Origin of the sequence: Clostridioides sp. ES-S-0048-02 (assembly GCF_020658495.1) — a bacterium.
In the GTDB taxonomy this organism is placed as follows: Bacteria; Bacillota; Clostridia; order Peptostreptococcales; family Peptostreptococcaceae; genus Clostridioides.
On the sequence record NZ_JACVWH010000023.1, the window covers coordinates 22,879 to 41,748 of the forward strand.

29 protein-coding genes are annotated in these 18,870 nt (G+C 27.5%); 11 read left to right on the forward strand and 18 right to left on the reverse strand.

The window, feature by feature from the left end; translation table 11 throughout:
- Window positions 1-28 precede the first annotated feature (28 nt).
- Window positions 29-217 (forward strand): hypothetical protein, encoded by a 189-nt coding sequence (locus IC173_RS18140; RefSeq protein ID WP_227856022.1) that lies wholly within the window; start codon window positions 29-31, stop codon window positions 215-217.
- Here the strand turns inward: IC173_RS18140 and IC173_RS18145 are convergent.
- From IC173_RS18145 to IC173_RS18165, 5 genes are read right to left on the reverse strand one after another with little or no spacing between them, the layout of a single operon-like run.
- Window positions 210-458, reverse strand: a complete 249-nt coding sequence (locus IC173_RS18145) for a hypothetical protein (RefSeq protein ID WP_227856041.1) — start codon at window positions 456-458, stop codon at window positions 210-212. The two genes, IC173_RS18140 and IC173_RS18145, sit on opposite strands and share 8 nt — an antisense overlap.
- Window positions 459-484: 26 nt before the next feature.
- A complete protein-coding gene (locus IC173_RS18150) occupies window positions 485-670 on the reverse strand; it encodes a hypothetical protein (protein WP_227856023.1) in 186 nt (61 codons plus the stop codon).
- A gap of 27 nt (window positions 671-697) precedes the next feature.
- Window positions 698-1,576 (reverse strand): hypothetical protein, encoded by an 879-nt coding sequence (locus IC173_RS18155; RefSeq protein ID WP_227856024.1) that lies wholly within the window; start codon window positions 1,574-1,576, stop codon window positions 698-700.
- Between the two features lie 30 nt (window positions 1,577-1,606).
- Window positions 1,607-1,813: a hypothetical protein gene (locus IC173_RS18160; RefSeq protein ID WP_194668229.1), complete on the reverse strand. Its 207-nt coding sequence runs from the start codon at window positions 1,811-1,813 to the stop codon at window positions 1,607-1,609.
- A gap of 3 nt (window positions 1,814-1,816) precedes the next feature.
- Window positions 1,817-1,993, reverse strand: coding sequence for a hypothetical protein (locus IC173_RS18165; protein ID WP_169470186.1), 177 nt, complete (start codon window positions 1,991-1,993; stop codon window positions 1,817-1,819).
- 153 nt (window positions 1,994-2,146) lie between these two features.
- Between IC173_RS18165 and IC173_RS18170 the strand changes: the two genes are divergently transcribed.
- On the forward strand, window positions 2,147-2,521 hold the full coding sequence (locus IC173_RS18170; RefSeq protein WP_095890313.1) for a helix-turn-helix domain-containing protein: 375 nt from the start codon (window positions 2,147-2,149) through the stop codon (window positions 2,519-2,521).
- Window positions 2,522-2,813: 292 nt separating this feature from the next.
- Here the strand turns inward: IC173_RS18170 and IC173_RS18175 are convergent, their stop codons facing one another.
- The gene (locus IC173_RS18175; RefSeq protein WP_227856025.1) at window positions 2,814-2,957 is read right to left on the reverse strand and encodes a hypothetical protein; all 144 of its coding nucleotides are present in this window, start codon (window positions 2,955-2,957) and stop codon (window positions 2,814-2,816) included.
- 145 nt (window positions 2,958-3,102) lie between these two features.
- On the opposite strand from IC173_RS18175, the gene IC173_RS18180 reads away from it, so the two are divergent.
- Window positions 3,103-3,495 (forward strand): helix-turn-helix domain-containing protein, encoded by a 393-nt coding sequence (locus tag IC173_RS18180; RefSeq protein WP_227483845.1) that lies wholly within the window; start codon window positions 3,103-3,105, stop codon window positions 3,493-3,495.
- A gap of 6 nt (window positions 3,496-3,501) precedes the next feature.
- Here the strand turns inward: IC173_RS18180 and IC173_RS20810 are convergent, their stop codons facing one another.
- Window positions 3,502-3,633: a hypothetical protein gene (locus IC173_RS20810; protein WP_255613437.1), complete on the reverse strand. Its 132-nt coding sequence runs from the start codon at window positions 3,631-3,633 to the stop codon at window positions 3,502-3,504.
- 549 nt (window positions 3,634-4,182) lie between these two features.
- On the opposite strand from IC173_RS20810, the gene IC173_RS18185 reads away from it, so the two are divergent.
- From IC173_RS18185 to IC173_RS18200, 4 genes are all read left to right on the forward strand, one after another.
- Window positions 4,183-4,566: a BlaI/MecI/CopY family transcriptional regulator gene (locus IC173_RS18185; protein ID WP_227856026.1), complete on the forward strand. Its 384-nt coding sequence runs from the start codon at window positions 4,183-4,185 to the stop codon at window positions 4,564-4,566.
- Between the two features lie 533 nt (window positions 4,567-5,099).
- Window positions 5,100-6,287: a replication initiation protein gene (locus IC173_RS18190; protein WP_227483847.1), complete on the forward strand. Its 1,188-nt coding sequence runs from the start codon at window positions 5,100-5,102 to the stop codon at window positions 6,285-6,287.
- A gap of 18 nt (window positions 6,288-6,305) precedes the next feature.
- Entirely contained in the window at window positions 6,306-7,037 is a 732-nt protein-coding gene (locus IC173_RS18195) for an endonuclease (RefSeq protein ID WP_227483848.1), read from the forward strand.
- Between the two features lie 119 nt (window positions 7,038-7,156).
- A complete protein-coding gene (locus IC173_RS18200; protein WP_054277857.1) occupies window positions 7,157-7,309 on the forward strand; it encodes a type I toxin-antitoxin system toxin in 153 nt (50 codons plus the stop codon).
- A 636-nt stretch (window positions 7,310-7,945) separates the two neighbouring features.
- Here the strand turns inward: IC173_RS18200 and IC173_RS18205 are convergent.
- Entirely contained in the window at window positions 7,946-8,539 is a 594-nt protein-coding gene (locus IC173_RS18205) for a hypothetical protein (protein ID WP_227483849.1), read from the reverse strand.
- Between the two features lie 606 nt (window positions 8,540-9,145).
- Between IC173_RS18205 and IC173_RS18210 the strand changes: the two genes are divergently transcribed.
- From IC173_RS18210 to IC173_RS18225, 4 genes are all read left to right on the forward strand, one after another.
- Complete coding sequence (locus tag IC173_RS18210) at window positions 9,146-9,334, forward strand: hypothetical protein (protein ID WP_227856027.1); 189 nt, start codon at window positions 9,146-9,148, stop codon at window positions 9,332-9,334.
- Between the two features lie 594 nt (window positions 9,335-9,928).
- A complete protein-coding gene (tnpB, locus tag IC173_RS18215) occupies window positions 9,929-11,038 on the forward strand; it encodes an IS200/IS605 family element RNA-guided endonuclease TnpB (protein ID WP_227856028.1) in 1,110 nt (369 codons plus the stop codon).
- A gap of 162 nt (window positions 11,039-11,200) precedes the next feature.
- Window positions 11,201-12,106, forward strand: coding sequence for a ParM/StbA family protein (locus tag IC173_RS18220; RefSeq protein WP_227856029.1), 906 nt, complete (start codon window positions 11,201-11,203; stop codon window positions 12,104-12,106).
- An 82-nt stretch (window positions 12,107-12,188) separates the two neighbouring features.
- Window positions 12,189-12,704 (forward strand): hypothetical protein, encoded by a 516-nt coding sequence (locus tag IC173_RS18225; protein WP_227856030.1) that lies wholly within the window; start codon window positions 12,189-12,191, stop codon window positions 12,702-12,704.
- A gap of 9 nt (window positions 12,705-12,713) precedes the next feature.
- Here the strand turns inward: IC173_RS18225 and IC173_RS18230 are convergent, their stop codons facing one another.
- The 10 genes from IC173_RS18230 to IC173_RS18275 all read right to left on the reverse strand — a co-directional run.
- Window positions 12,714-13,049, reverse strand: coding sequence for a BlaI/MecI/CopY family transcriptional regulator (locus IC173_RS18230; RefSeq protein WP_227856031.1), 336 nt, complete (start codon window positions 13,047-13,049; stop codon window positions 12,714-12,716).
- 131 nt (window positions 13,050-13,180) lie between these two features.
- Window positions 13,181-13,942, reverse strand: a complete 762-nt coding sequence (locus tag IC173_RS18235) for a site-specific DNA-methyltransferase (RefSeq protein ID WP_227856032.1) — start codon at window positions 13,940-13,942, stop codon at window positions 13,181-13,183.
- Window positions 13,943-14,001: 59 nt separating this feature from the next.
- Entirely contained in the window at window positions 14,002-14,811 is an 810-nt protein-coding gene (locus IC173_RS18240) for an N-acetylmuramoyl-L-alanine amidase (RefSeq protein ID WP_227856033.1), read from the reverse strand.
- Window positions 14,811-15,242, reverse strand: a complete 432-nt coding sequence (locus tag IC173_RS18245) for a phage holin family protein (RefSeq protein WP_227856034.1) — start codon at window positions 15,240-15,242, stop codon at window positions 14,811-14,813. Before IC173_RS18245 ends, IC173_RS18240 begins: the two co-directional genes overlap by 1 nt.
- A 67-nt stretch (window positions 15,243-15,309) precedes the next feature.
- Window positions 15,310-15,528, reverse strand: a complete 219-nt coding sequence (locus tag IC173_RS18250) for a hypothetical protein (RefSeq protein WP_227856035.1) — start codon at window positions 15,526-15,528, stop codon at window positions 15,310-15,312.
- A gap of 99 nt (window positions 15,529-15,627) precedes the next feature.
- Window positions 15,628-15,798 (reverse strand): hypothetical protein, encoded by a 171-nt coding sequence (locus IC173_RS18255; RefSeq protein ID WP_176702431.1) that lies wholly within the window; start codon window positions 15,796-15,798, stop codon window positions 15,628-15,630.
- Window positions 15,799-15,809: 11 nt separating this feature from the next.
- Window positions 15,810-16,157 carry a hypothetical protein gene (locus tag IC173_RS18260; protein WP_227856036.1) on the reverse strand — a complete coding sequence of 116 codons (348 nt, stop codon included), beginning with the start codon at window positions 16,155-16,157 and terminating at the stop codon, window positions 15,810-15,812.
- A 14-nt stretch (window positions 16,158-16,171) separates the two neighbouring features.
- Window positions 16,172-17,587, reverse strand: coding sequence for a hypothetical protein (locus IC173_RS18265; RefSeq protein WP_227856037.1), 1,416 nt, complete (start codon window positions 17,585-17,587; stop codon window positions 16,172-16,174).
- 15 nt (window positions 17,588-17,602) lie between these two features.
- Window positions 17,603-18,406: a phage tail protein gene (locus IC173_RS18270; RefSeq protein WP_227856038.1), complete on the reverse strand. Its 804-nt coding sequence runs from the start codon at window positions 18,404-18,406 to the stop codon at window positions 17,603-17,605.
- On the reverse strand, window positions 18,407-18,870 hold a 464-nt coding region (locus IC173_RS18275), incomplete at its 5' end, for a putative phage tail protein (protein ID WP_227856039.1).

Consider the following 18,870-nt stretch of genomic DNA (forward strand, 5'->3'; position numbering starts at 1 on the left):
AAATTAATTAAAAAAGGTGGTGATGAATATGGGTGAACCTAGAATTATAAACGAAAAATGTCCTGTGCTAAACGAATTTATTTCTCTTTACTGCGAGTACTCAACTTCTCCAAATGCTTCTGGTGCTAAGTTAATATCCGCCGAATGCAATAGAGGATATATTTGCGATTCTTCTTCTGATGAAGAATGCCCTATTCTAAAGAAACTTATTAGATAATATTTTCATCTGAGCAACAAGTCTTAAGTATAGAAATTTTCACACCTGTCATTTTGCTTAACTTACCGAAAGTATCTATATGAGTAAAACGGTCCTTACACTCTTGCAGGTAATCACAAACTTCGCATGACGTAAGGGCTTCTCTATTCCCTCTAAATGCTATTTCTAACACTTCATTTTGCAAATGTCTTGCAATGCAGTGCAAATCCTTTTCAGTAAGTTCTAGCTTTTCATCTTTCATAAACAATCCTCCTAATTTATACTTAACTAAATATCTGACTTAATCTCGAACTCAATATTAAATTGGGCAAGTTTATTAATCGATTCTTGGAGTTGACAAATTCGCTCATTGACATTTTCTATCAATTCATCAAACTCTTTAATATCTCTAACTCCTAAGAATAACTTCACATTAGAACTATTCAAATAAACAGTCTCTTCTTTTTCACTCATCTTGTCTACCTCCTATCTATTTAATTTTTAAAGTTCTTTAAACCCACTAAGTGGATTCTTAGCCTTTGCAACTGGCTCTAATATACCTTTACTCATATCTCCATTTCCCCAAGTCAATAGGGCCCTATAATGGCTCTTATACCTACTCCCTTTTCCATTTACGATATAGTTTTCTAAACTAACAATTTTATCATGTATGTATTTCTTCCCAAACTTGCTTATAAGTTTGTCATATTCATCTTTAGTTAGTTTTACTTTTTCTATATCTAGGTCCAAGAATGATAGATCTAAATAATCAACTTTAGGTTTGTTATTTGTTTTTTTATTTGGTGGTATATTATCTTTAATAGAATAATCATTAATAGAATAATCTTTGTTGCGGTATTGATACCGAGTCTGTATCGGTATCAATACCGAGTCTGTATCGGTATTGATACCGACTCTATCTGGTATCAATACCGAATCTGTATTTATCTCATTATCATTACTAGTTATATGTCTTTTTAACTCATAGAACTTATTCGTAAATGAAAAGTAACTTCTAATTCCTATAGTTGGATTTTTTATCGCTTTGCTTCTTAATATGCCAATATATTTTCTGTTTTTAACTTTTTTTAACATCTTTTCAGAATAAGAACTCAATTTAGCATCCAAGCCTTTGGGTCTCTCTCCTAGAGAATGAACCATAATTTCCCCTAATCTTTCTTTAGTTATGTTTAGTATAGGCAAGTCATTAAGGAACTTTTCATAGTTAACCCAGTAAAACATGTATCCATTTTCATAAAAAGAATCCATTTTTCCACTACAAACAAAATCCTCAAAGTGTCTTAAAATTAAAAGTTCATCATTAGATAAACCAAATTCAATAGCCATTTTTTGGTCAAATCCATGTACATTAAACCTCAAATTTATCACCTCCTTTCACAAATTACTTTTTTAAGATAATAACTTAAGTTTATAGTCATCAAGCATTAGATCCTCTTTAGTCAAAGTTTTATATGCTATTTCCTCTGTCTCTTTTTCATAATACATGACTAGTATTTCATTCTTTTCTACTTTTGTAATGATGCAATCAACTTTTGTATCAAACCTTATATCTTGTAATTGAACTGCTGTTCCTATTTGATTTTTATTAAAAGTCAATTTTTAAGCCCCCTTCCTATATCTTATTTTTTTGCTTTTATTTCTTTCGGCTTCTTGTTTTAACTTCTCAATATTTACGTCTATTCTTCCGCTTATGTATCCAAACTCTTGAGGGTTTATCTTTTTAAGAAGTTCAAGTTTTAATAACAAATCATTCGCTTTTTCTTTTTCTTGATTCATTCTAACACTCCTTCCTGTGATTCAATTATATTACGCTTTGCATATTCTGTCAATACGCTTTGAGTTTTTATTTTGTTTTGCGTATTTTTTAAAAATTTATAATTGCAAAGCGTATTATTAAGTGTTATAATTATACTCATAAGGGGTGACGTTATGGAAAAACAAAACTTAGAAGATAATGAAAGAAGACAACGACTTAAAGATATAAGGCTTTCAAAAAAATTAAAACAAAAGGATTTTGGCAAAAAGTTAGGTTTGTCTCTTTCACAAATCTCTTCGTATGAAACAGGTCATAGAAAGATACCACAGAGAACCATAAATGACATTTGTAGGGAATTTAATGTAAATGAACAATGGTTATTGTATGGAGAAGGTGAAATGTTCGTTGACATTACAGAAGATCTAGAAACTAGTGAAGAAATAAAAACTATGATAAAAAAGATATTTGCATTGGAAGATGAAGATAGAGAAGCAATAGAAAAAATAATTGACAATGCATATCTAAAAATTAAAAATGAAGAGTTATAAAAAGAGGTTATACCTCTTTTTATAACAATACTCAAAGTCACCAAAACCCTATAATAGCTCTTATATCTACTCCCTTTGCCATTTATTATATAATTTTCTAAATCTTCATATGTTATTACCTTGTATCCTACATCATCATTTTCTTGCATGTAGTACATTGCAACTATTTCTCCTACTTCCACTTCTGTAATGATGCAATTTGTACTTGTATCAAATCTTGTTTCTTGAAGTTGAATTGCTTTACCTATGTGATTTCTATTAAAATCTGAAATTCTCAATATTTTCACCTCTTTTAACTTTGTAGATCTTTCCCTTCTTCAATGTCTTGTATTTCTTTTAATATATCTATTCTGTGTAAAGCTAATTTAAGTTTCTCATGATCAAGCATCTCTATTTTTCTGCATACTTCTTCTCTTATTTCATTTATATCTGTCATTTTAATCACCTCTCTTTTTATTGATTGTGTAATACAATTATAAACCCAAAAAGCTTACAAGTCAACTACTATGTAATACTTTTTTATTTATTTTTTGTTGACTTGTAAGCATCTACAGGTTATAATATTTTTATGGAGGGATAATATGTCAGATATGAATGAAATAAGGGAAGAAAATAAAAGAATAAGGGAATTGCGACTAAATTTGAATCTAAGTCAAGAAGAGTTCGCTAGCAAACTAAATCTAAAAAGAAATACTATATCTTTAGTTGAAAATGGTAAAAGAAATGTAAGCGAAAGAACTTTAAATGATATCTGTAAGACTTGGAGCATATCAGAAGATTGGCTTAAAAACGGAGTTGGAGAAATGTTTTTTATTAAAGAGCTAGACGAACAATTTGCGCATTTGGTTGGAGAGTTAAGTAAAACAGAAAATGAAGTAGAAAGAGAGATTATAACTAAAATGTTCAAGCTAAATAAGAAATATCTAACTGTATTTGACAAAATGATAGATTCCCTATTAGAAATAGAAGAATAGCAATTGCTATTCTTCTATTTTTTTCAAAAGACCAAAAATGTAATTTTTTATCATTAATAAATTTCTCTTATCTTTATCAATATCTAATTTTTTTATCATTTCAATTATTTCATATTTCTCTTTTTCTAAATCTCTCATAATCTTGCCCCCATATTTTCAAAATATTCTGATTTATATTCTTACAATTACCCCACTTTTGAAAAAAACAACAGACTCCTTTCTTCAATTTTTAAGTTTTAAAACTGATATAGTCTATATTTTTGATTGTATACGTCATGCCCTAAGATGAGTTTAAATTTGAAAGTAATATGATTATTTTAAAAGTGTTTTACGTACGTAGTTTTATATGTATTATTTCGATATATATCTTCTTTATGTTACAATTGTAACACCTCATTCAACATTAATCAAATGTCAAATTTTACCATTTTAAATATTTTTTTAAAATTTAATTTTACAAAAATAGAATTGTATACAATCAATATATAAAGACAAAAATTTATACTTATATTTCTTTTTATATTGATAAATTTTGATAATATTTTATTTTATTTACTATTACTTAAATTCTTTTTAAAAATAAATTAATTGGTAAAAATTGGAATAACATTTTTAGACATTTAGTATTGTGTAGTCAACTCTATTGTAATAGTATTGTAGATATACTTTTGAAAGCGGGGTGTAATTATGAAAATCAAAAAACTTCCAGAAAGTGAATTACTAGTCATGATGTTTATTTGGGATAGTGAAGATGAAGAAGTTGCATCTACTGAAATTTTAAAAACGTTAGGTGAAAAATATGAATGGAAAAAGTCAACTATGTTAACTTTTTTGAGAAGATTAACTGGTAGGGGTTTTTTAGAAGTTGTTAAGAAAGATAGATTTACATATTATAAAGCATTAATAGGAAAAGAAGAGTATTTGAAGGTTGAGACTAAAAGTTTCTTTAGTTTCTTTCACAGAAATTCTTTTGAAAGTTTATTAAGTGCTTTACATGATGATGAAGAAGTATCTGAAAATAAATTAAAAAGTCTAGAGAAATTTATCGAGGATTGGGAAGAAGATAAATAGAGAGCCAATATAATTTTATTTGGTTCTCTATTTTTGTATATGACCTTATATTTCCATTTTTAAGCAAATTTACATCTTTTTAGGTAAAGAACATCAAGATAGTAAATAAAATAGTTCTTATTGCCTCACAGAGCCTTAAAATGGTATTTATTTCATGAATTACTTTTTCAGTATTCTATTTTAGAGATAATATTTTTATAGAGCCTTTATGAAGAGAATAGTTCAGACATCTTTTCTAGTCTTTAATAGTTTTTAAAACAGTTTTTAAAGTCTTTAATAGTTTTTAGACAAGCTATAATAATTGGTATATCTAGGTTTCAGAGACGAAAGGTCATCATTTTAAGGGTCAAAGGTCATCATTTTAAGGGTCAAAGGTCATCATTTTAAGGGTCAAAGGTCATCATTTTAAGGGTCGAAAGGTCATCATTTTAAGGGTCAAAGGTCATCATTTTAAGGGTCAAAAGTGAGTGTATTTTAAAAATAGTTGACCTTTTGTTAAATCAAGTTTTATAATTTATATGAGGTGATAAATTTTGGAAAAAAAAGAAATTTTAATGCAACCAAATAATTTAATAAAAAGTAAATATGATTTTACAAATGTGGAAAATAAATTATTTTACAAAATACTTTTTAATGCTCAGAAACAACAAAATTCCTCTTATGTTACAACTATATCAAAAGAAGAACTAAAAGTATTTATGAAAAATAATAATGATTACGAACATAAAAATATAAAAGAAATTTTGAACATGTTTCAACAGAGTGTCCTGGAATTTGATTACATAGAAGAGACAACTGGCAAGTTAAAAACTTTTGGAAGTGGTTTAATTAATACATATGAATTGGATCATACAGACCAAATTTATACAATTATGATGCATGAAGTTCTATATAATCATATAACTGATTTTGTAAAAATGCAGAAAAAGAAAAATGGATATACAGCTATTAATTTATCAGTTTTATTTAATTTTAGAGGTGCATATACTCAGAGATTATACACTTTATTTAGACTATGGAGCAGAGAAAATAAGGAAGTGGAGATAAAATATAAATTAGATGAATTAAGATTTTATTTGAAATTAAAAGATAATGTATATCCAGAGTATAAATATTTTAAGCAAAATGTTCTAAAAAGAGCAATGAATGAAATAAATAAAAAAGGCAACATGGTTGTTTCAATAAAAGAAGAAAAAAGAAAAAATAGAAAAATAGATGAGATAATTTTTTCTGTGATAGATTATGAACCTAGAAAATATTTCGATAAAGATATATTGGTTGAAGATTATATACCTAAAAAGAAACAGGATAATGAAGTATCTTTTGGTTTTTATATACCAAATGAAAATATTTTTACAACAGGAACAATTAAACTATTTAAAGAAGATTTTAAAGAGTTTGATTTCAAGAGTGATGTTTATCTGAATGCTTTTAATAAATCTATTGCCATAGCACTTGAAAGAGATAATACTGACATTATAAATACAAAGAATTATGATTTTTTCAAATCAACACTTTCAAATAAAATAAGTGAAGTTATAATTCATCAAAAAGATGATTTAAAGTTTAAAGAGGAATTAAACAAATATTGGGATGATAAAGATGTTAAAAAAGAAGAAAGAGAAATTGATTATAGCAAAGATCCTGTCAGACTTGAAACTATTAGGAGAAATTTGTTTGATCAAGGTCTAGTAAATGAAGAAGGATATTACTATAAATAAGAATTGGAGAAAATAAAAATGTATTATGTTTATAAATATATTGATCCAGCTACAGAAGAATGCTTGTATGTTGGGAAAACGGAGAACATTTGTGATAGACATACTAGTCATTTAAGTAATAAAAAAGAAAATTGGTGTAATAAGAATTTAAGACTTGAGTATATGGAATTAGATAATAAATATACTATGGATTTTTATGAGATATACTTAATAAATAAATTAGAACCTAAATTCAATATTGCAAAAGGAGAAATGGATATTGAAAAAACAAAATTTTTCTATGATGGACAATGGGTAATTTATTCAGAAAGAGACTTGATGTCGAGTTTGGCATCAAAGAGATATGGAATAAACTATGAAGTAAATGCTAAGATGTTACACATAATGAGAAAATTAAAGAAGATAAGCAACAATGAAGAAATATTTATTGGAAATGAAAATATAAAAATAAAATATTCTTTTGAAACAACACTAGAAGGAATTGATTTAGAGCCATGTATATTGAGTGTAGCATATAAGACACTAAAAGAAAGTACAGTTGGAACAGTAATCTCAGTAAAACGTGAATATTTATCAGAAAATGTATGTTTAGTCATTGATAATATTTTTCTAAATGAAATCATGAAAGATCCTTTGATGTCTAAAGCAGATATTATAGATTTGAATAGTCAAGTTAATGACATTCTTAAGATAATTGATATTAATTGCGAATGGGATAAGCTTTCTGAATATTGTAGTACAAGTTATTAACCAGATATTGCAAAATATGGTATAATTAAATCTAGCAAGAAGAGCGTAATATACAATCTATAGAGTGGAGTTCATGTACAAAAGATTATCCTCCCAACGATTCGAGGGGAGGTGAGTTCATGGATAACTTTTTGTTTAACGTTTTAGCTAGTTTAACTGCTAGCGTGGTAGTTTACTTAATTAGTAAACTATTCAAAAAAGCAAAAAGCCACTCTCGCGCAAAGAGTGACTTACAGGTTGAATTTAAATTTATGTTTAAATTCAAAAAATAAACTATGTTTATGATGAACTCCACTCTAACGCAAAATAGATTGTAGTTCTTCTTGCTTTTATTATATCATAAAATCTTCAAAATGATACAATCTTATATTGAATTGTTAAAATTGGATTGTCAAAAATCTCTTTTATGGAATTGTTAAATAGTAAATATAAAAAATTTTTAGATAAACTTTAAAATAATAAAAAAAACAAGAGGTATTAATCTCTTGTTTTTTTATTATTTTTTTTATAATACATAATAATCATTATTATATATAGAGTTAAAATTGTTCCAAACATAAATATCTCTAATTGAAGTTGATTATAAACAATATTGAATAAATTGTGTGAAATCTTTAATAAGACTTGTGGAATTTGCATTATTATTATACAAATTATGCCTATAATCAAAGATATTATATGAAAACTTTCTTTTTTTATGAAAAATTTATATATAAATAATGCAAATATTAAAAAATAAACTAATATAAAAATTAGGAATTGAAGTTTATTAATATTAAATCTTATTATTTGTTCATATAATGATGAGTTAAAAAACATAGCTATTAATACTAGAAAAGGATAAATAATAAGAAATATATTATTTAATATATTTTCTTTATTCATAATCACCAACTACTTTCAAAATTTTAAGAGTATGTGAACTCGACATTAATCGTATGTGTTGCAGTCATCCCCTGAACATGAATTTTAGCACTGCTCCAAGCTCTTGGTGCATTATTGCCCCAAGCTCTATCGTTGTATCCCCATCCAGTAGTATATGAGAAAGTATTTGATGTTGGGCTCTTAGTTAATTTTTTACCAGTAATAACACCAGAATGTGCATTAACTGACCTATTTGATAAAGTATATAAACTAGAGTTTGGAGTCCAACTACCATAAACTCTATTTAATCTGACTTTTTCATTGGTAGAATTAACATCATAATCAACATTCAACTTAGCGGTTACTCCTCCTGATGTGTGTGTTCCACCTGTAGATTCAAAAGGAGTAATCAATTCTCCTATTGGAATAAAAACTTCACATCCTGTATTTGTTGATTTATTATTATATGCAATTGGATTTAAAGTAGTGATTTCTCCTGTTTGATCGTTTGTAATTGTAACTTTAACTTTATGTATTATTTCGTTGCTTGAGTCACTTGCATAACTTCTGCCTGTTATCAATAGTATTAGAGAAAACATTAAAGATAGATAAATAAATAATTTAGAAAATTTTTTCATAAAATCACCCTTTCTTATTAATTTGTCTGGTTAAATATTACCAGTCAAAACTGCTATTGAATCCTCCTTTTTTAAATTATATCATATATTCTATTGCAATAGAATAGAAAAAAGTAAAAATATTTAGAAAATTGTAAAAATTAAACTTTCGACTTCTGAAAAAGAATCGTCATTAGAAATAAAGTACAAAGATGAAAAGGAAGGGCTTAAGCAAAAATTTGAATACTCATATAAGTTTTTAGCTGGCAAAGAAGTAATTAGAACTGTGAATGAAGATATAGAGGTTGGCCAAGAAAAAATAATAAAAGGTCAAAAAAATGGGAAATACCAAGGAGATGGGTCTGAGGAAACTATAAATTTGAAAAAGAAATAATTATCTATGAAAAGAGTGTTTAGAAATAAGTGAAACACTCTTTTTTGTGCAAAATAAAATAAGTATCTTGTGAAAATATATAAATATATATAAATGTATATAAATATTAATAAATTTATGTATTTTTATAATAAAACTTTCCATAAAACTATTGAATTATTATATAAAATATTATAAAATATATATAAATATTAATAAATTTTATAATATTTATATAAAAAGGAAGTGAGTGTATGGCTAAAATACTTTTGACATTTAAAAATAATGAAAAAGAAAAGGCTATAGAGAAGTTTTTAGAGGACAAAATATCGGCTACAGCGTACTTAAAAGAGTTAGTTTGGGAAAAGATGAATGAAAAAAAGGATAATGCTGTAGTTGAACAGAAAAAAGAAATAGAAGATCCAGCAAATAATTTTGATTAAAAAATAGCTACACACACTCGTGACTTTAGTCATGAGTTAGTAGCTAAAATAGTCAGCATATAGGAAAACCTATATGTAGAGATAGGATAGAACCTATCCAATACTACTTGAATTGCTGGAAAACCCTAAAGCTAACCAAACTAAAACATAAGGATGAAATAAACCTAAGTGTGAAAGTTACGAAAGTAGAAAAAATTGGTTAGATGGTATAAGGTTAAACCCTAAGTACTTTAAAATGGGCAATCAGCAGGTAAGCTCCGAATAGGAGAAACTTCAACGACTATTCCTCTTGAGGGAAGTACACTACAAGCTATCGGTAGTGGAAGTGGGTAGACCTTAACGGATAATGCCGAAGGATAAGATATAGTCTGTGCTTACATGAAAGTGTAAGAAGTTCATAAGAGAACTGCATAGGTAGTAGCGAACTTGTGTGAACGACAACCTCAAAAATGATAAAAGTTAAGGGCTTATGGTTCTTACATATGTTATTTAAAAATAAATATAAAAACCTTCAAAATACTTGTTTTAAGTAAATTATATATGTTAATGTTATGATGAGTAACGAAATATATTAATAAAAACAAGTAAAGTGAGGTGATAGTAGTGGAAAAAGCTTATAAGTTTAGAATGTATCCAAATAAAAAACAGCAAGAGTTAATTAACAAAACTTTTGGATGTTGTAGATTTGTATATAATAAATATCTTGCTAAAAGAATAGAAGTTTATGAAAACGATAAAGAAACTTTTACTTATAAACAGTGTAGTTCTGATTTGACCCATTTAAAAAAAGAATTAGAGTGGCTTAAAGAACCTGATAAATTTTCACTACAAAACACCTTAAAAGATTTAGAAAACGCATATAAAAAATTCTTTAAAGAAAATGCAGGATTTCCTAAATTTAAATCAAAGAAAACTAATAGATTTTCATATAAAACGAATTTTACAAATGGAAATATTATGTACCTTGGTCAATATATAAAATTACCTAAACTTGGTATGGTTAAAGTAAGGGATAAACAAGTACCTCAAGGGAGAATACTTAATGCTACTATATCCAAAGAACCAAGTGGTAAATATTATGTATCATTATGTTGTACTGATATAGATATTGAAGCATTTGAAAATACTAATAATCAGATAGGTTTAGATTTAGGAATTAAAGAATTTTGTATCTCAAGTTGTGGACAATTTATAGAAAATCCTAAGTATCTTCTAAAGTCATTAAACAAACTTGCTAAATTACAAAGAGAATTATCGAGAAAAACAATTGGTAGTTCAAATAGAAATAAAGCAAGATTAAAAGTTGCAAGACTTCAAGAACATATAGCTAATCAAAGGAAGGATTTTCTACAAAAACTATCTACTAAATTAATAAAAGAGAATGATATTATTTGCATAGAAGATTTACAAGTAAAGAATATGACTAGAAATCGTAAACTATCTCGCTTAATTTCTGATGTGTCATGGTCAGAATTTATTCGTCAATTAGAATATAAGGCTAATTGGTATGGTAGACAAGTTGTAAAGGTAGGTAAATTCTTTGCAAGTTCACAAATATGTAATAAATGTGGGTATAAAAACGAGGAAATAAAGAATTTAAATATAAGAGAATGGATTTGTCCTTGTTGTAATGTAACTCACGATAGAGATATAAATGCGAGTATAAATATACTAAAAGAAGGATTAAGACTAATAACAGTTTAAAATAGATAATGTATGTAAGAACCGTAGGAACTACGGGGATAGCCTGTGGAGAATTGGTAAGACATATTTTAGTATGCGAAATTCTATGAAGCAGGAACCCTGTGACTTTAGTCATGGGAGGTTCAGTTTGGAAGTTTAGAATAAAAGGGGGAAATAATACAAATGAGTAAATTAGGTATAGATACTGGAAATTATGCAGTTAAAACAAGTTCAGATGATATTTTTGAAAGTAAAGTTACAGAGGTAAAAAACTTTGGTTCAGATTCAGATAGCATTAAAATAGGTAATAAAACATATTATTTAGGCGAAGGCGATGAGGAAATAAATATAGTTAAATATGAGAAAGAAAACTTCTTGCCACTTTTACTTGGGGCTATATGCAGAAATACAGACGATGAAACTGTTGATTTAGGACTAGGTCTGCCAGTGAAACAATTCGCTGGATTAAGAAAAAATCTTATTGAAAAATTACAAGGAAAAGAATATCATGTTGAGTTTACAAGAGGAAATGAGACTACTAAAAGAGATATAACAATAAGATCTGTTCAAGTTTTTCCAGAGGGCATCACAGGCTATTTATATTATGCAAAAGATATAGTTGACCAAATTGCAGGAAGAGATGTTGTACTAATTGACATCGGCGGGAAGACAACAGATATTGCACTTGTGCAAGGAAATAAAGCAACTGATCCTTATTCTATAAATATAGGAACGATAAATATATATGATGCAATAAAAAAATCCCTTGAAATGGATGAAAGATTTCTGGGTAAAGTTGAGATAAAAAGAGAAAAAATACAAGACTATATAGACAAAGGGTTTTACTTAAATGGTGAAAAACAAGATATAAAGAAAAATATAGATGCATCTGTTTCATTGTTTAAGCAAATTTATAACGAGTTAAAATTAAATTATCCAATCAGTACAGCTGCGGTTGTCGTTATGGGTGGAGGTGCTAAATTGTTAGGTGAAGCATTTAAAAAGAATATACCTGGTATAATAGTCATGAGTGATGTAGATAAACATGTTTTTGCAAATGCAAAAGGATACAAAAAAATGATGAAATAAAAAAGGATTTAGTTTATAGTATGTATAATAGATTACAAGTATATGATACTTGTAATCTATTATTTTTTTTGGAGGTTTATATATGACTTGGAGTGATTTAAAAGAAAAAAATATTAATGAAGTTGTTGATTGTATTAATAATAAATTAAATGAATTTGAAAGTCTTAAAAAAGTTGGATATGAGTTAGAAGTAAATGAAAGCACTATAAGAAAGTGGCTTAATAAAAAAGGATATAAAAGAGTTGGAAATAGGTTTGTAGAAGATAACAAAATTGATGATGACAAATATCATATAAGTATCATTGATAATAAAATTGATGATGATATTAAATATTTATCTAGTGAAATTGATAATATAAAGAGTGTGCTGGAATGGTTTAAAACTAAAGATGATAGTTATCATATAGATGTCATTAGAGAAGGTGATATATCTATAGATCTTCCAGATGATTCTATAAAAAGAACAACAATTAGGGTGAATAATACAGTGTGGGAAATGTTTAATAAATTTGCAGATGAAAATAAACATTATGATAAACATGATTTGCTGAGTCAACTTTTACTTGAAAGTTTATTGAAATATAGCAGGGATAAATGAAGGAGATATTTAATCTTCTTCATCTATATTTTTGAATTTATGTGCAGTGGACATTAATCGTACAAAGTATCCATCCAGATAATTTGGCTCTAAATTATTCATTTTACATTTAATGTATTCCTTTTCTGTAACTATAGGTATGTAATATATGTGGAAAAATTTAATTCTCTTAAGCAGAACTCTTTTTTTAACAAGTCTTTTAAGTAGAATTTTTGTTGTAGATTTCCGCCACTTGTATTTTTCATTACAGAGGCGAATAATTTCTTGACTTGATATGCTTGAATTTCTTTTCCAAAAGATTTTCATTATGCTTAATTCGCCACATTTTAAACTTTGCGTTAACATGATGTACTCCTTATAAATGGTTTATAATATAGTAACATCTTTTTAATTAAAATAGTCCAGGTAAGTTATTCCAAAAAAAGGTGGCAGGAGAAACCTACCACCTTTTTATTTTATTCTAACTAATATCTATCTTATTTTTTACTAGCTACTATATTGTCTCTATATGCTCTTTCAATTCTATTTTTACCTTGAAGAAAATAATTGTTATCTAACTCTATTCCAAAAAATTTTCTGCCTGTATTTGCACATGCTACGCCTGTATTACCAGATCCAAAGCAATTATCTAGCACAAGTTCATTTTCTTTTGTATAAGTTCTTATAAGATATTCTAAAAGATCTGTTGGCTTTTGAGTTGGATGGATGCAATTTGTTTCTTTATTAAAATACAGAACGTTATTAGGATAATTTGTATATTCTTGAACATATTCTTTTGACAAAGTATGATGTCTATATATCCCATCTTTAGTTTTACTTTTCTTTTTACATGCAATAGGTTTGCCTAATTTTTTTAAGCCTTGAGGATTGTATAAAGGGGCCTTTTTATAGAACACATTAATATCTTCTACTTTTCGAAGTGGCTGGTATTTAGAAAATGCAAATCCTGTTGTAGTATTTTTTATCCAATACCAAGAATATTTATAATTTTTGATATTGGAATTTATCAAGTTTGTAGTAAATGGCTGTGCTGAAAATAGTACTATAGCACCTCCATTCTTTATAATTCTATTGTATTGATTCCAAAGCGATTTGAAAGGAATTACTGTATCCCATTTGCAATTAGTAGTGCCATAAGGAAGATCACAAAGAATTAAATCTATTGTTTTATCTTCTATTAGATTCATTACTTCTAAACAATTTCCATTGTATAATTTATATTTTTCTATGTTAAGCATGTTGCAAATCCTCCTAAGTTGAATAAAATTTTATATTGATTAGATGTTGCAACAATTTATTATTTGATAAAATATAATATCTTATTAAGTGTATCAAATCTATCGCTACCTTTTATCATAGTATAATTTTCGTTAGTCATAGAATTTATCTTATTGCATGCTCCTCCACCCACAATATATAAGTTTTCGGTTTGGCCTGGTACATAATCTTTTATATCACATATTAATATTTTTCCGTCACTATATTTCCAACCAAGTACAGTTGCAAGTATTTTGTCAACTTCTCCATCATAAACTATAGTGTGTTTATACATCTGTTTAACTCCCTCATTACTTATATTTTTATTCAATGTGCCTTCTACAATTAACTTAGCAATACCTTCATACCCCAATTTCTTAGCTTTATCATAATCATCTTTATTGTCACAGAAGAAACTTTCAATTAATATGGCTGTAGGCTTGGAACTGTTTAAAATATATAATCCTTTGTCTAATTTAGCACCTCTATTTTTAAATATTGTACCTAGTTTCTTACATATCCTAGTTGCATACTCTAGACCTTTATTACTATAATATAGCACCTCTGAGCCTTTTCCTTTACCATCACTTGCATTTAAATGTAACTCTATAAGTAAGTCATAACCTCCACCGTTAACTCTAGGTATTTTATATGACTTTTCTTCATTCTTAGTTTTAAACTGCTTTTCAGGGCATATTATTACATCCACCCTATGACCTTCTTTTCTGAATGTATCTGCTAATACTGGTGCAATAGATTTATTATATTGATACTCGTTAACCACTCCATCAGCAGAAGTACATGCACCATTTTTTAGAATACTGTGTCCTACCGTAATACATATTTTCATTATTTATTCCCTCCCTTAACTTTTAATTCGTCTGTCATTGTATCTAGTAAATTGCCTATTTTCTCCTTTAGTTTTTTAGGCACTGGCAATCCACATAAGTACATATTTTTTAATATACTTACACTTTCATACAAAATGAATAAAATAGAGAAAAATTCAGATATTCCAAGATGATTTAATCTCAGAAAATCAATCCATTCTTGTGGTAACATAAATAAAAAGTTAAACTTTGTAAGTATGTCAACTACTGCTAAAAAAAATATACATGCTATCATTGCAACTTTTCTTATTCCTCCATTTATGCCAAAAGAACTATTAAACTGATGTGTTTTTATTGCTCTTAAACAGCCTAGTAATGTATCAAATGCTATTGCTAATATTACTAACTTTATAAATATATTTGTTGCTAAAAAAACTATTGTTATATTCATACATCCTCCTAGTTTTTGTATTAAAAAGGACCTAGAATTATCTAAGCCCTTTAAATGTATTAATTTATTATTTTACCTTTAAATTATTAACGAAGTCTGCAGCTATAATAAAGTATGCTGCATCGCATTTTGCTTTTCCCATAAGTCCTGGATTAGAAATATAACAACTTGTTGGGTTTTGTTCTATCCCCTCTAGCTTTATATTTTCTACCATTATAAATATCTCCCCCATAGTAGGCATAATTAACATTAGAACTAGAATGCAAATTATAATTATTTTCTTCATTTTTTAATCTCCTTTTAATAGAATTTTTTTATTATAGATAAAAATAAAAAATATATAACTAAAGAAGGAAATTATTTTTAATTTATATAAAAAAAGAACCTATATTGTTGGTTCTACTGGTATTTCTTCTTTATTTAATAAACCTGTTAACTCTAAATATTGTTCTTCTGTAATCCTATTTACTGCATAGAATACATCCATTTTATGTTGTAAATCTTCCTTAGTACTATAGTTCTTTTGTTCTATCATTAATTTTAATAAGTTATACATGTTAATTCCTCCTATAAATTGTTATTTAATTTAATATTTACTACTTCAAAAGCTGTGTTTACTATCTCACTATCTCTATTCTTATTTTCTTCTTTTAACATACTTAGTTCTTCTTCTAATGCTTGTAATCTCTTTTGTTCATCTGTCAAAACAATTTCTATATCTTTGATAATAGGTTCTTTTGTTAATGGATTTATCGACTCTATATACTGTTTACTATAGTCTATACTTCCAAACTCCAAATCTAAATAATGAAATTCTTTTATTTCTGACCACTCTTGTATATCTCCTGTTGCTTCTCCAGTTTGAAGCCATATATTGCCTGTTTGGTCGTAAATTATTCTATTATTTCTATTCATATTATCACCTCGTTTTATTGATAAGCATACCAATTTATAATTTGTTCTTTTCTTGTATAGCCGTTTCTTCTGCTATCAACTCTAAAAAATTCAATTTCAAATTTACTTTGAGATATATTTTTAATTATAGTTTTGCAATCACCTGTAAAAGTTTCACCAGTTCCTCGTATAGAAAAAGTTTCTTGTTTGTTATTAGAAGAATGAACAGTTGTGTATTCGGAAGAATTATCTGTATAAAAAGATATATCAAAGAAAGCAATGATAAAACTTGGAATAAAATCTAAATTAATTGGAATGTTAACTATACCTGGATTTTCATTAAATATTATTTTTGCTGTGTTAGTGTAAGTACCACTAGCCCACTTTTTCCTTTGACTAAGCTGATTGGTTAATTCTGTTATCCTATTTTGTAATTCCTGCACACTAGCATCCGAACTATCAAAACTTGTTTTTATTTTCTCTGATAATTCTACAAGTGTGTTATTTAAACTTGCGTCTATATTCTTTAATGCTAAAGTATTTATAATACTTGTTTTACCATTCTTAAACCCTTCTCCAATCTCTGCTAACTTAGTTGATATATCACTTAAACTAGCGTCTGTTTGCAGTGGCATTATTTCTTTACTTATGCTCAAAACTTTTTCTGCTGTTGCATTTTCTGCATCTGTAGCAACTATTTTTAATGTGTGAATTGCATTGTCTGTAAGTTCGTAGTTGATGGTTTTCTCTAAATACAAATCTGTTGTTATTGTTTCTTTTAATACATCATCAATGAACCACTCTATTTTAGATAAATTATTATCTGTGTCTATTGCTGTAAAGATTGCAGTAGTTGAGTTATAAGAGGATATATTTAATTTTGGTTTAGTATTACCTTTTGTAAATGTAACTGTTTTAGCTAACATATTTCTATTATTAAAATCGTTAAACTCAACAACAATATTATTAGTTGAATTATGACTTAATTTAGATAAATATTCATCTGTAAGACTTATTTTATATTTTGAATCAACAGTATTAACAATTTGACCTATAATATCATTATTCAATTTATAAACTATATTATATCTTAATTCGGGATAACCATCACTTATAGTATACTCAATCTCACAAGCATCACTTATAACACCTAAATTATCTTTTATATTAATAGTTGGTTTTGCTACAAACTTTGCAGAAACATTTTGGCGCATAACAACATCTCTAACTATAACCTCAGAACCACTAGTTGAATAATAACGCACATTAGTTGTAGTAGTAGTATAAAGTCTACTTCCAAGTTCAAATACTTTTATCCCATTGCCAACTTCAAAAGTGCCATAATAAGTACGTCCACCAGTTTGATATGAGCAAGTACGAAGAAATATTTCTTCATCTGTATGTTTTCCTTCTCTTAATTTAACTCCCCTATCAACATCATAAGTAGCCATTTAACCTCCTCCTTTCTACATTGGTATCAAATTACTGTTTATACTAAATATAATACTAGTTCTATTATTTTTTACTTCCTGCATAACTTCTTTTAATGCTCCCTCAACATTGTCACTTTCAAATAAGTTATCTGTATCTTTTATAGTTGTTTTCTCTGCTGTTGTTTCTATACTATCTACACTAGTTTTTACCTCATTAATTGCGCTAACTATATTGGTTTTATCTGTTGTATCAAGTTGTGTTGTATCTCCTATTTTATTGTTTAACTCTGTCTTAGTAGTTTCTATGTTGCTTGTTAACTCTGTTTTAGTTGTATCTATTTTAGTGTCAACAGTATTTATTTTGGCATCTAAATTCTGTATATCTTTGAGTGTAGCTAAAACAACGGTTGGGTCTATTTTTAAATTTATACTTGCTGTATTAGACACAGCTAATATAATTTTAATTAATATTTCTTTTACTGTTCCCGAATCCGGAGCAGGTTTATAAGTCTCAGGATAACTAGATACTGCTAAAAGTTGGTCTTTAGAGTCAAATACCCCTACTTCTCTAATTGTAAAGGTTCCAGTATCCCCAGTGATGGTCTTTTGAATAACTATCCAATTAGGATTTTTTTCATCCGCTTGAACATGCTCTAATGTGCTTTCCCACACTACATTTTTAAGTGCTGTCTGAGTTTCCGTTGGAATATATGCACTTCCACCACCATCCCCGACTTTTATTTTTGCAAAATCAACTCTAGTCCCAAGTGCTGTAGCATTTGCTATAGCCGCTTTACCTATTTCTGTAAGTAATGTATAATATTGTGCTTGTGCCAACTATATCACCTCCTGTTTAGGGTATAATGTTACCCTTTCAGCACTTTTATTGTTTCCACTAGCTAGTATTATTTCTCCAAAACACTCTATATTTTTAGGTGTGTAAGGGTATATAGTAACTGTTTCTCCTGTGCTGGTCATTGCTCCTGCGTAAAGTCCATTTTGATTGTATAAAATCATCTCAAATTTATGTTCAAGATGACATGGTTTTATTTCTTCTATTTTCTTATCTAACTCTAAGAGGGTATTATAACTACAATTATTTGTTATAAAACTAAGCGTAAAACTAAATAGATTACTAAATACCTCTACGTCAACATTAGTCTTTGTATAAGCTTCTGAGATTGCCTTTATAACTTCTATTGTAGTTGTACCCTTACCTCTTAATTTAGCTTTTACATTACTTCTTCTAGTATCAAAATCCAACTTAGAATTTGTTTTTATTTTTAATAGATCTTCCCAAT

Excerpts from the sequence above, each read along its gene's own strand:
- IC173_RS18140 (WP_227856022.1), top strand. The coding sequence starts at position 29 with ATGGGTGAACCTAGAATTATAAACGAAAAATGTCCTGTGCTAAACGAA.
- IC173_RS18145 (WP_227856041.1), bottom strand. The coding sequence starts at position 458 with ATGAAAGATGAAAAGCTAGAACTTACTGAAAAGGATTTGCACTGCATT.
- IC173_RS18150 (WP_227856023.1), bottom strand. The coding sequence starts at position 670 with ATGAGTGAAAAAGAAGAGACTGTTTATTTGAATAGTTCTAATGTGAAG.
- IC173_RS18165 (WP_169470186.1), bottom strand. The coding sequence starts at position 1,993 with ATGAATCAAGAAAAAGAAAAAGCGAATGATTTGTTATTAAAACTTGAA.
- IC173_RS18170 (WP_095890313.1), top strand. The coding sequence starts at position 2,147 with ATGGAAAAACAAAACTTAGAAGATAATGAAAGAAGACAACGACTTAAA.
- IC173_RS18175 (WP_227856025.1), bottom strand. The coding sequence starts at position 2,957 with ATGACAGATATAAATGAAATAAGAGAAGAAGTATGCAGAAAAATAGAG.
- IC173_RS18180 (WP_227483845.1), top strand. The coding sequence starts at position 3,103 with ATGTCAGATATGAATGAAATAAGGGAAGAAAATAAAAGAATAAGGGAA.
- IC173_RS20810 (WP_255613437.1), bottom strand. The coding sequence starts at position 3,633 with ATGAGAGATTTAGAAAAAGAGAAATATGAAATAATTGAAATGATAAAA.
- IC173_RS18185 (WP_227856026.1), top strand. The coding sequence starts at position 4,183 with ATGAAAATCAAAAAACTTCCAGAAAGTGAATTACTAGTCATGATGTTT.
- IC173_RS18195 (WP_227483848.1), top strand. The coding sequence starts at position 6,306 with ATGTATTATGTTTATAAATATATTGATCCAGCTACAGAAGAATGCTTG.
- IC173_RS18200 (WP_054277857.1), top strand. The coding sequence starts at position 7,157 with ATGGATAACTTTTTGTTTAACGTTTTAGCTAGTTTAACTGCTAGCGTG.
- IC173_RS18205 (WP_227483849.1), bottom strand. The coding sequence starts at position 8,539 with ATGAAAAAATTTTCTAAATTATTTATTTATCTATCTTTAATGTTTTCT.
- IC173_RS18210 (WP_227856027.1), top strand. The coding sequence starts at position 9,146 with ATGGCTAAAATACTTTTGACATTTAAAAATAATGAAAAAGAAAAGGCT.
- IC173_RS18220 (WP_227856029.1), top strand. The coding sequence starts at position 11,201 with ATGAGTAAATTAGGTATAGATACTGGAAATTATGCAGTTAAAACAAGT.
- IC173_RS18225 (WP_227856030.1), top strand. The coding sequence starts at position 12,189 with ATGACTTGGAGTGATTTAAAAGAAAAAAATATTAATGAAGTTGTTGAT.
- IC173_RS18230 (WP_227856031.1), bottom strand. The coding sequence starts at position 13,049 with ATGTTAACGCAAAGTTTAAAATGTGGCGAATTAAGCATAATGAAAATC.
- IC173_RS18235 (WP_227856032.1), bottom strand. The coding sequence starts at position 13,942 with ATGCTTAACATAGAAAAATATAAATTATACAATGGAAATTGTTTAGAA.
- IC173_RS18240 (WP_227856033.1), bottom strand. The coding sequence starts at position 14,811 with ATGAAAATATGTATTACGGTAGGACACAGTATTCTAAAAAATGGTGCA.
- IC173_RS18245 (WP_227856034.1), bottom strand. The coding sequence starts at position 15,242 with ATGAATATAACAATAGTTTTTTTAGCAACAAATATATTTATAAAGTTA.
- IC173_RS18250 (WP_227856035.1), bottom strand. The coding sequence starts at position 15,528 with ATGAAGAAAATAATTATAATTTGCATTCTAGTTCTAATGTTAATTATG.
- IC173_RS18255 (WP_176702431.1), bottom strand. The coding sequence starts at position 15,798 with ATGTATAACTTATTAAAATTAATGATAGAACAAAAGAACTATAGTACT.
- IC173_RS18260 (WP_227856036.1), bottom strand. The coding sequence starts at position 16,157 with ATGAATAGAAATAATAGAATAATTTACGACCAAACAGGCAATATATGG.
- IC173_RS18265 (WP_227856037.1), bottom strand. The coding sequence starts at position 17,587 with ATGGCTACTTATGATGTTGATAGGGGAGTTAAATTAAGAGAAGGAAAA.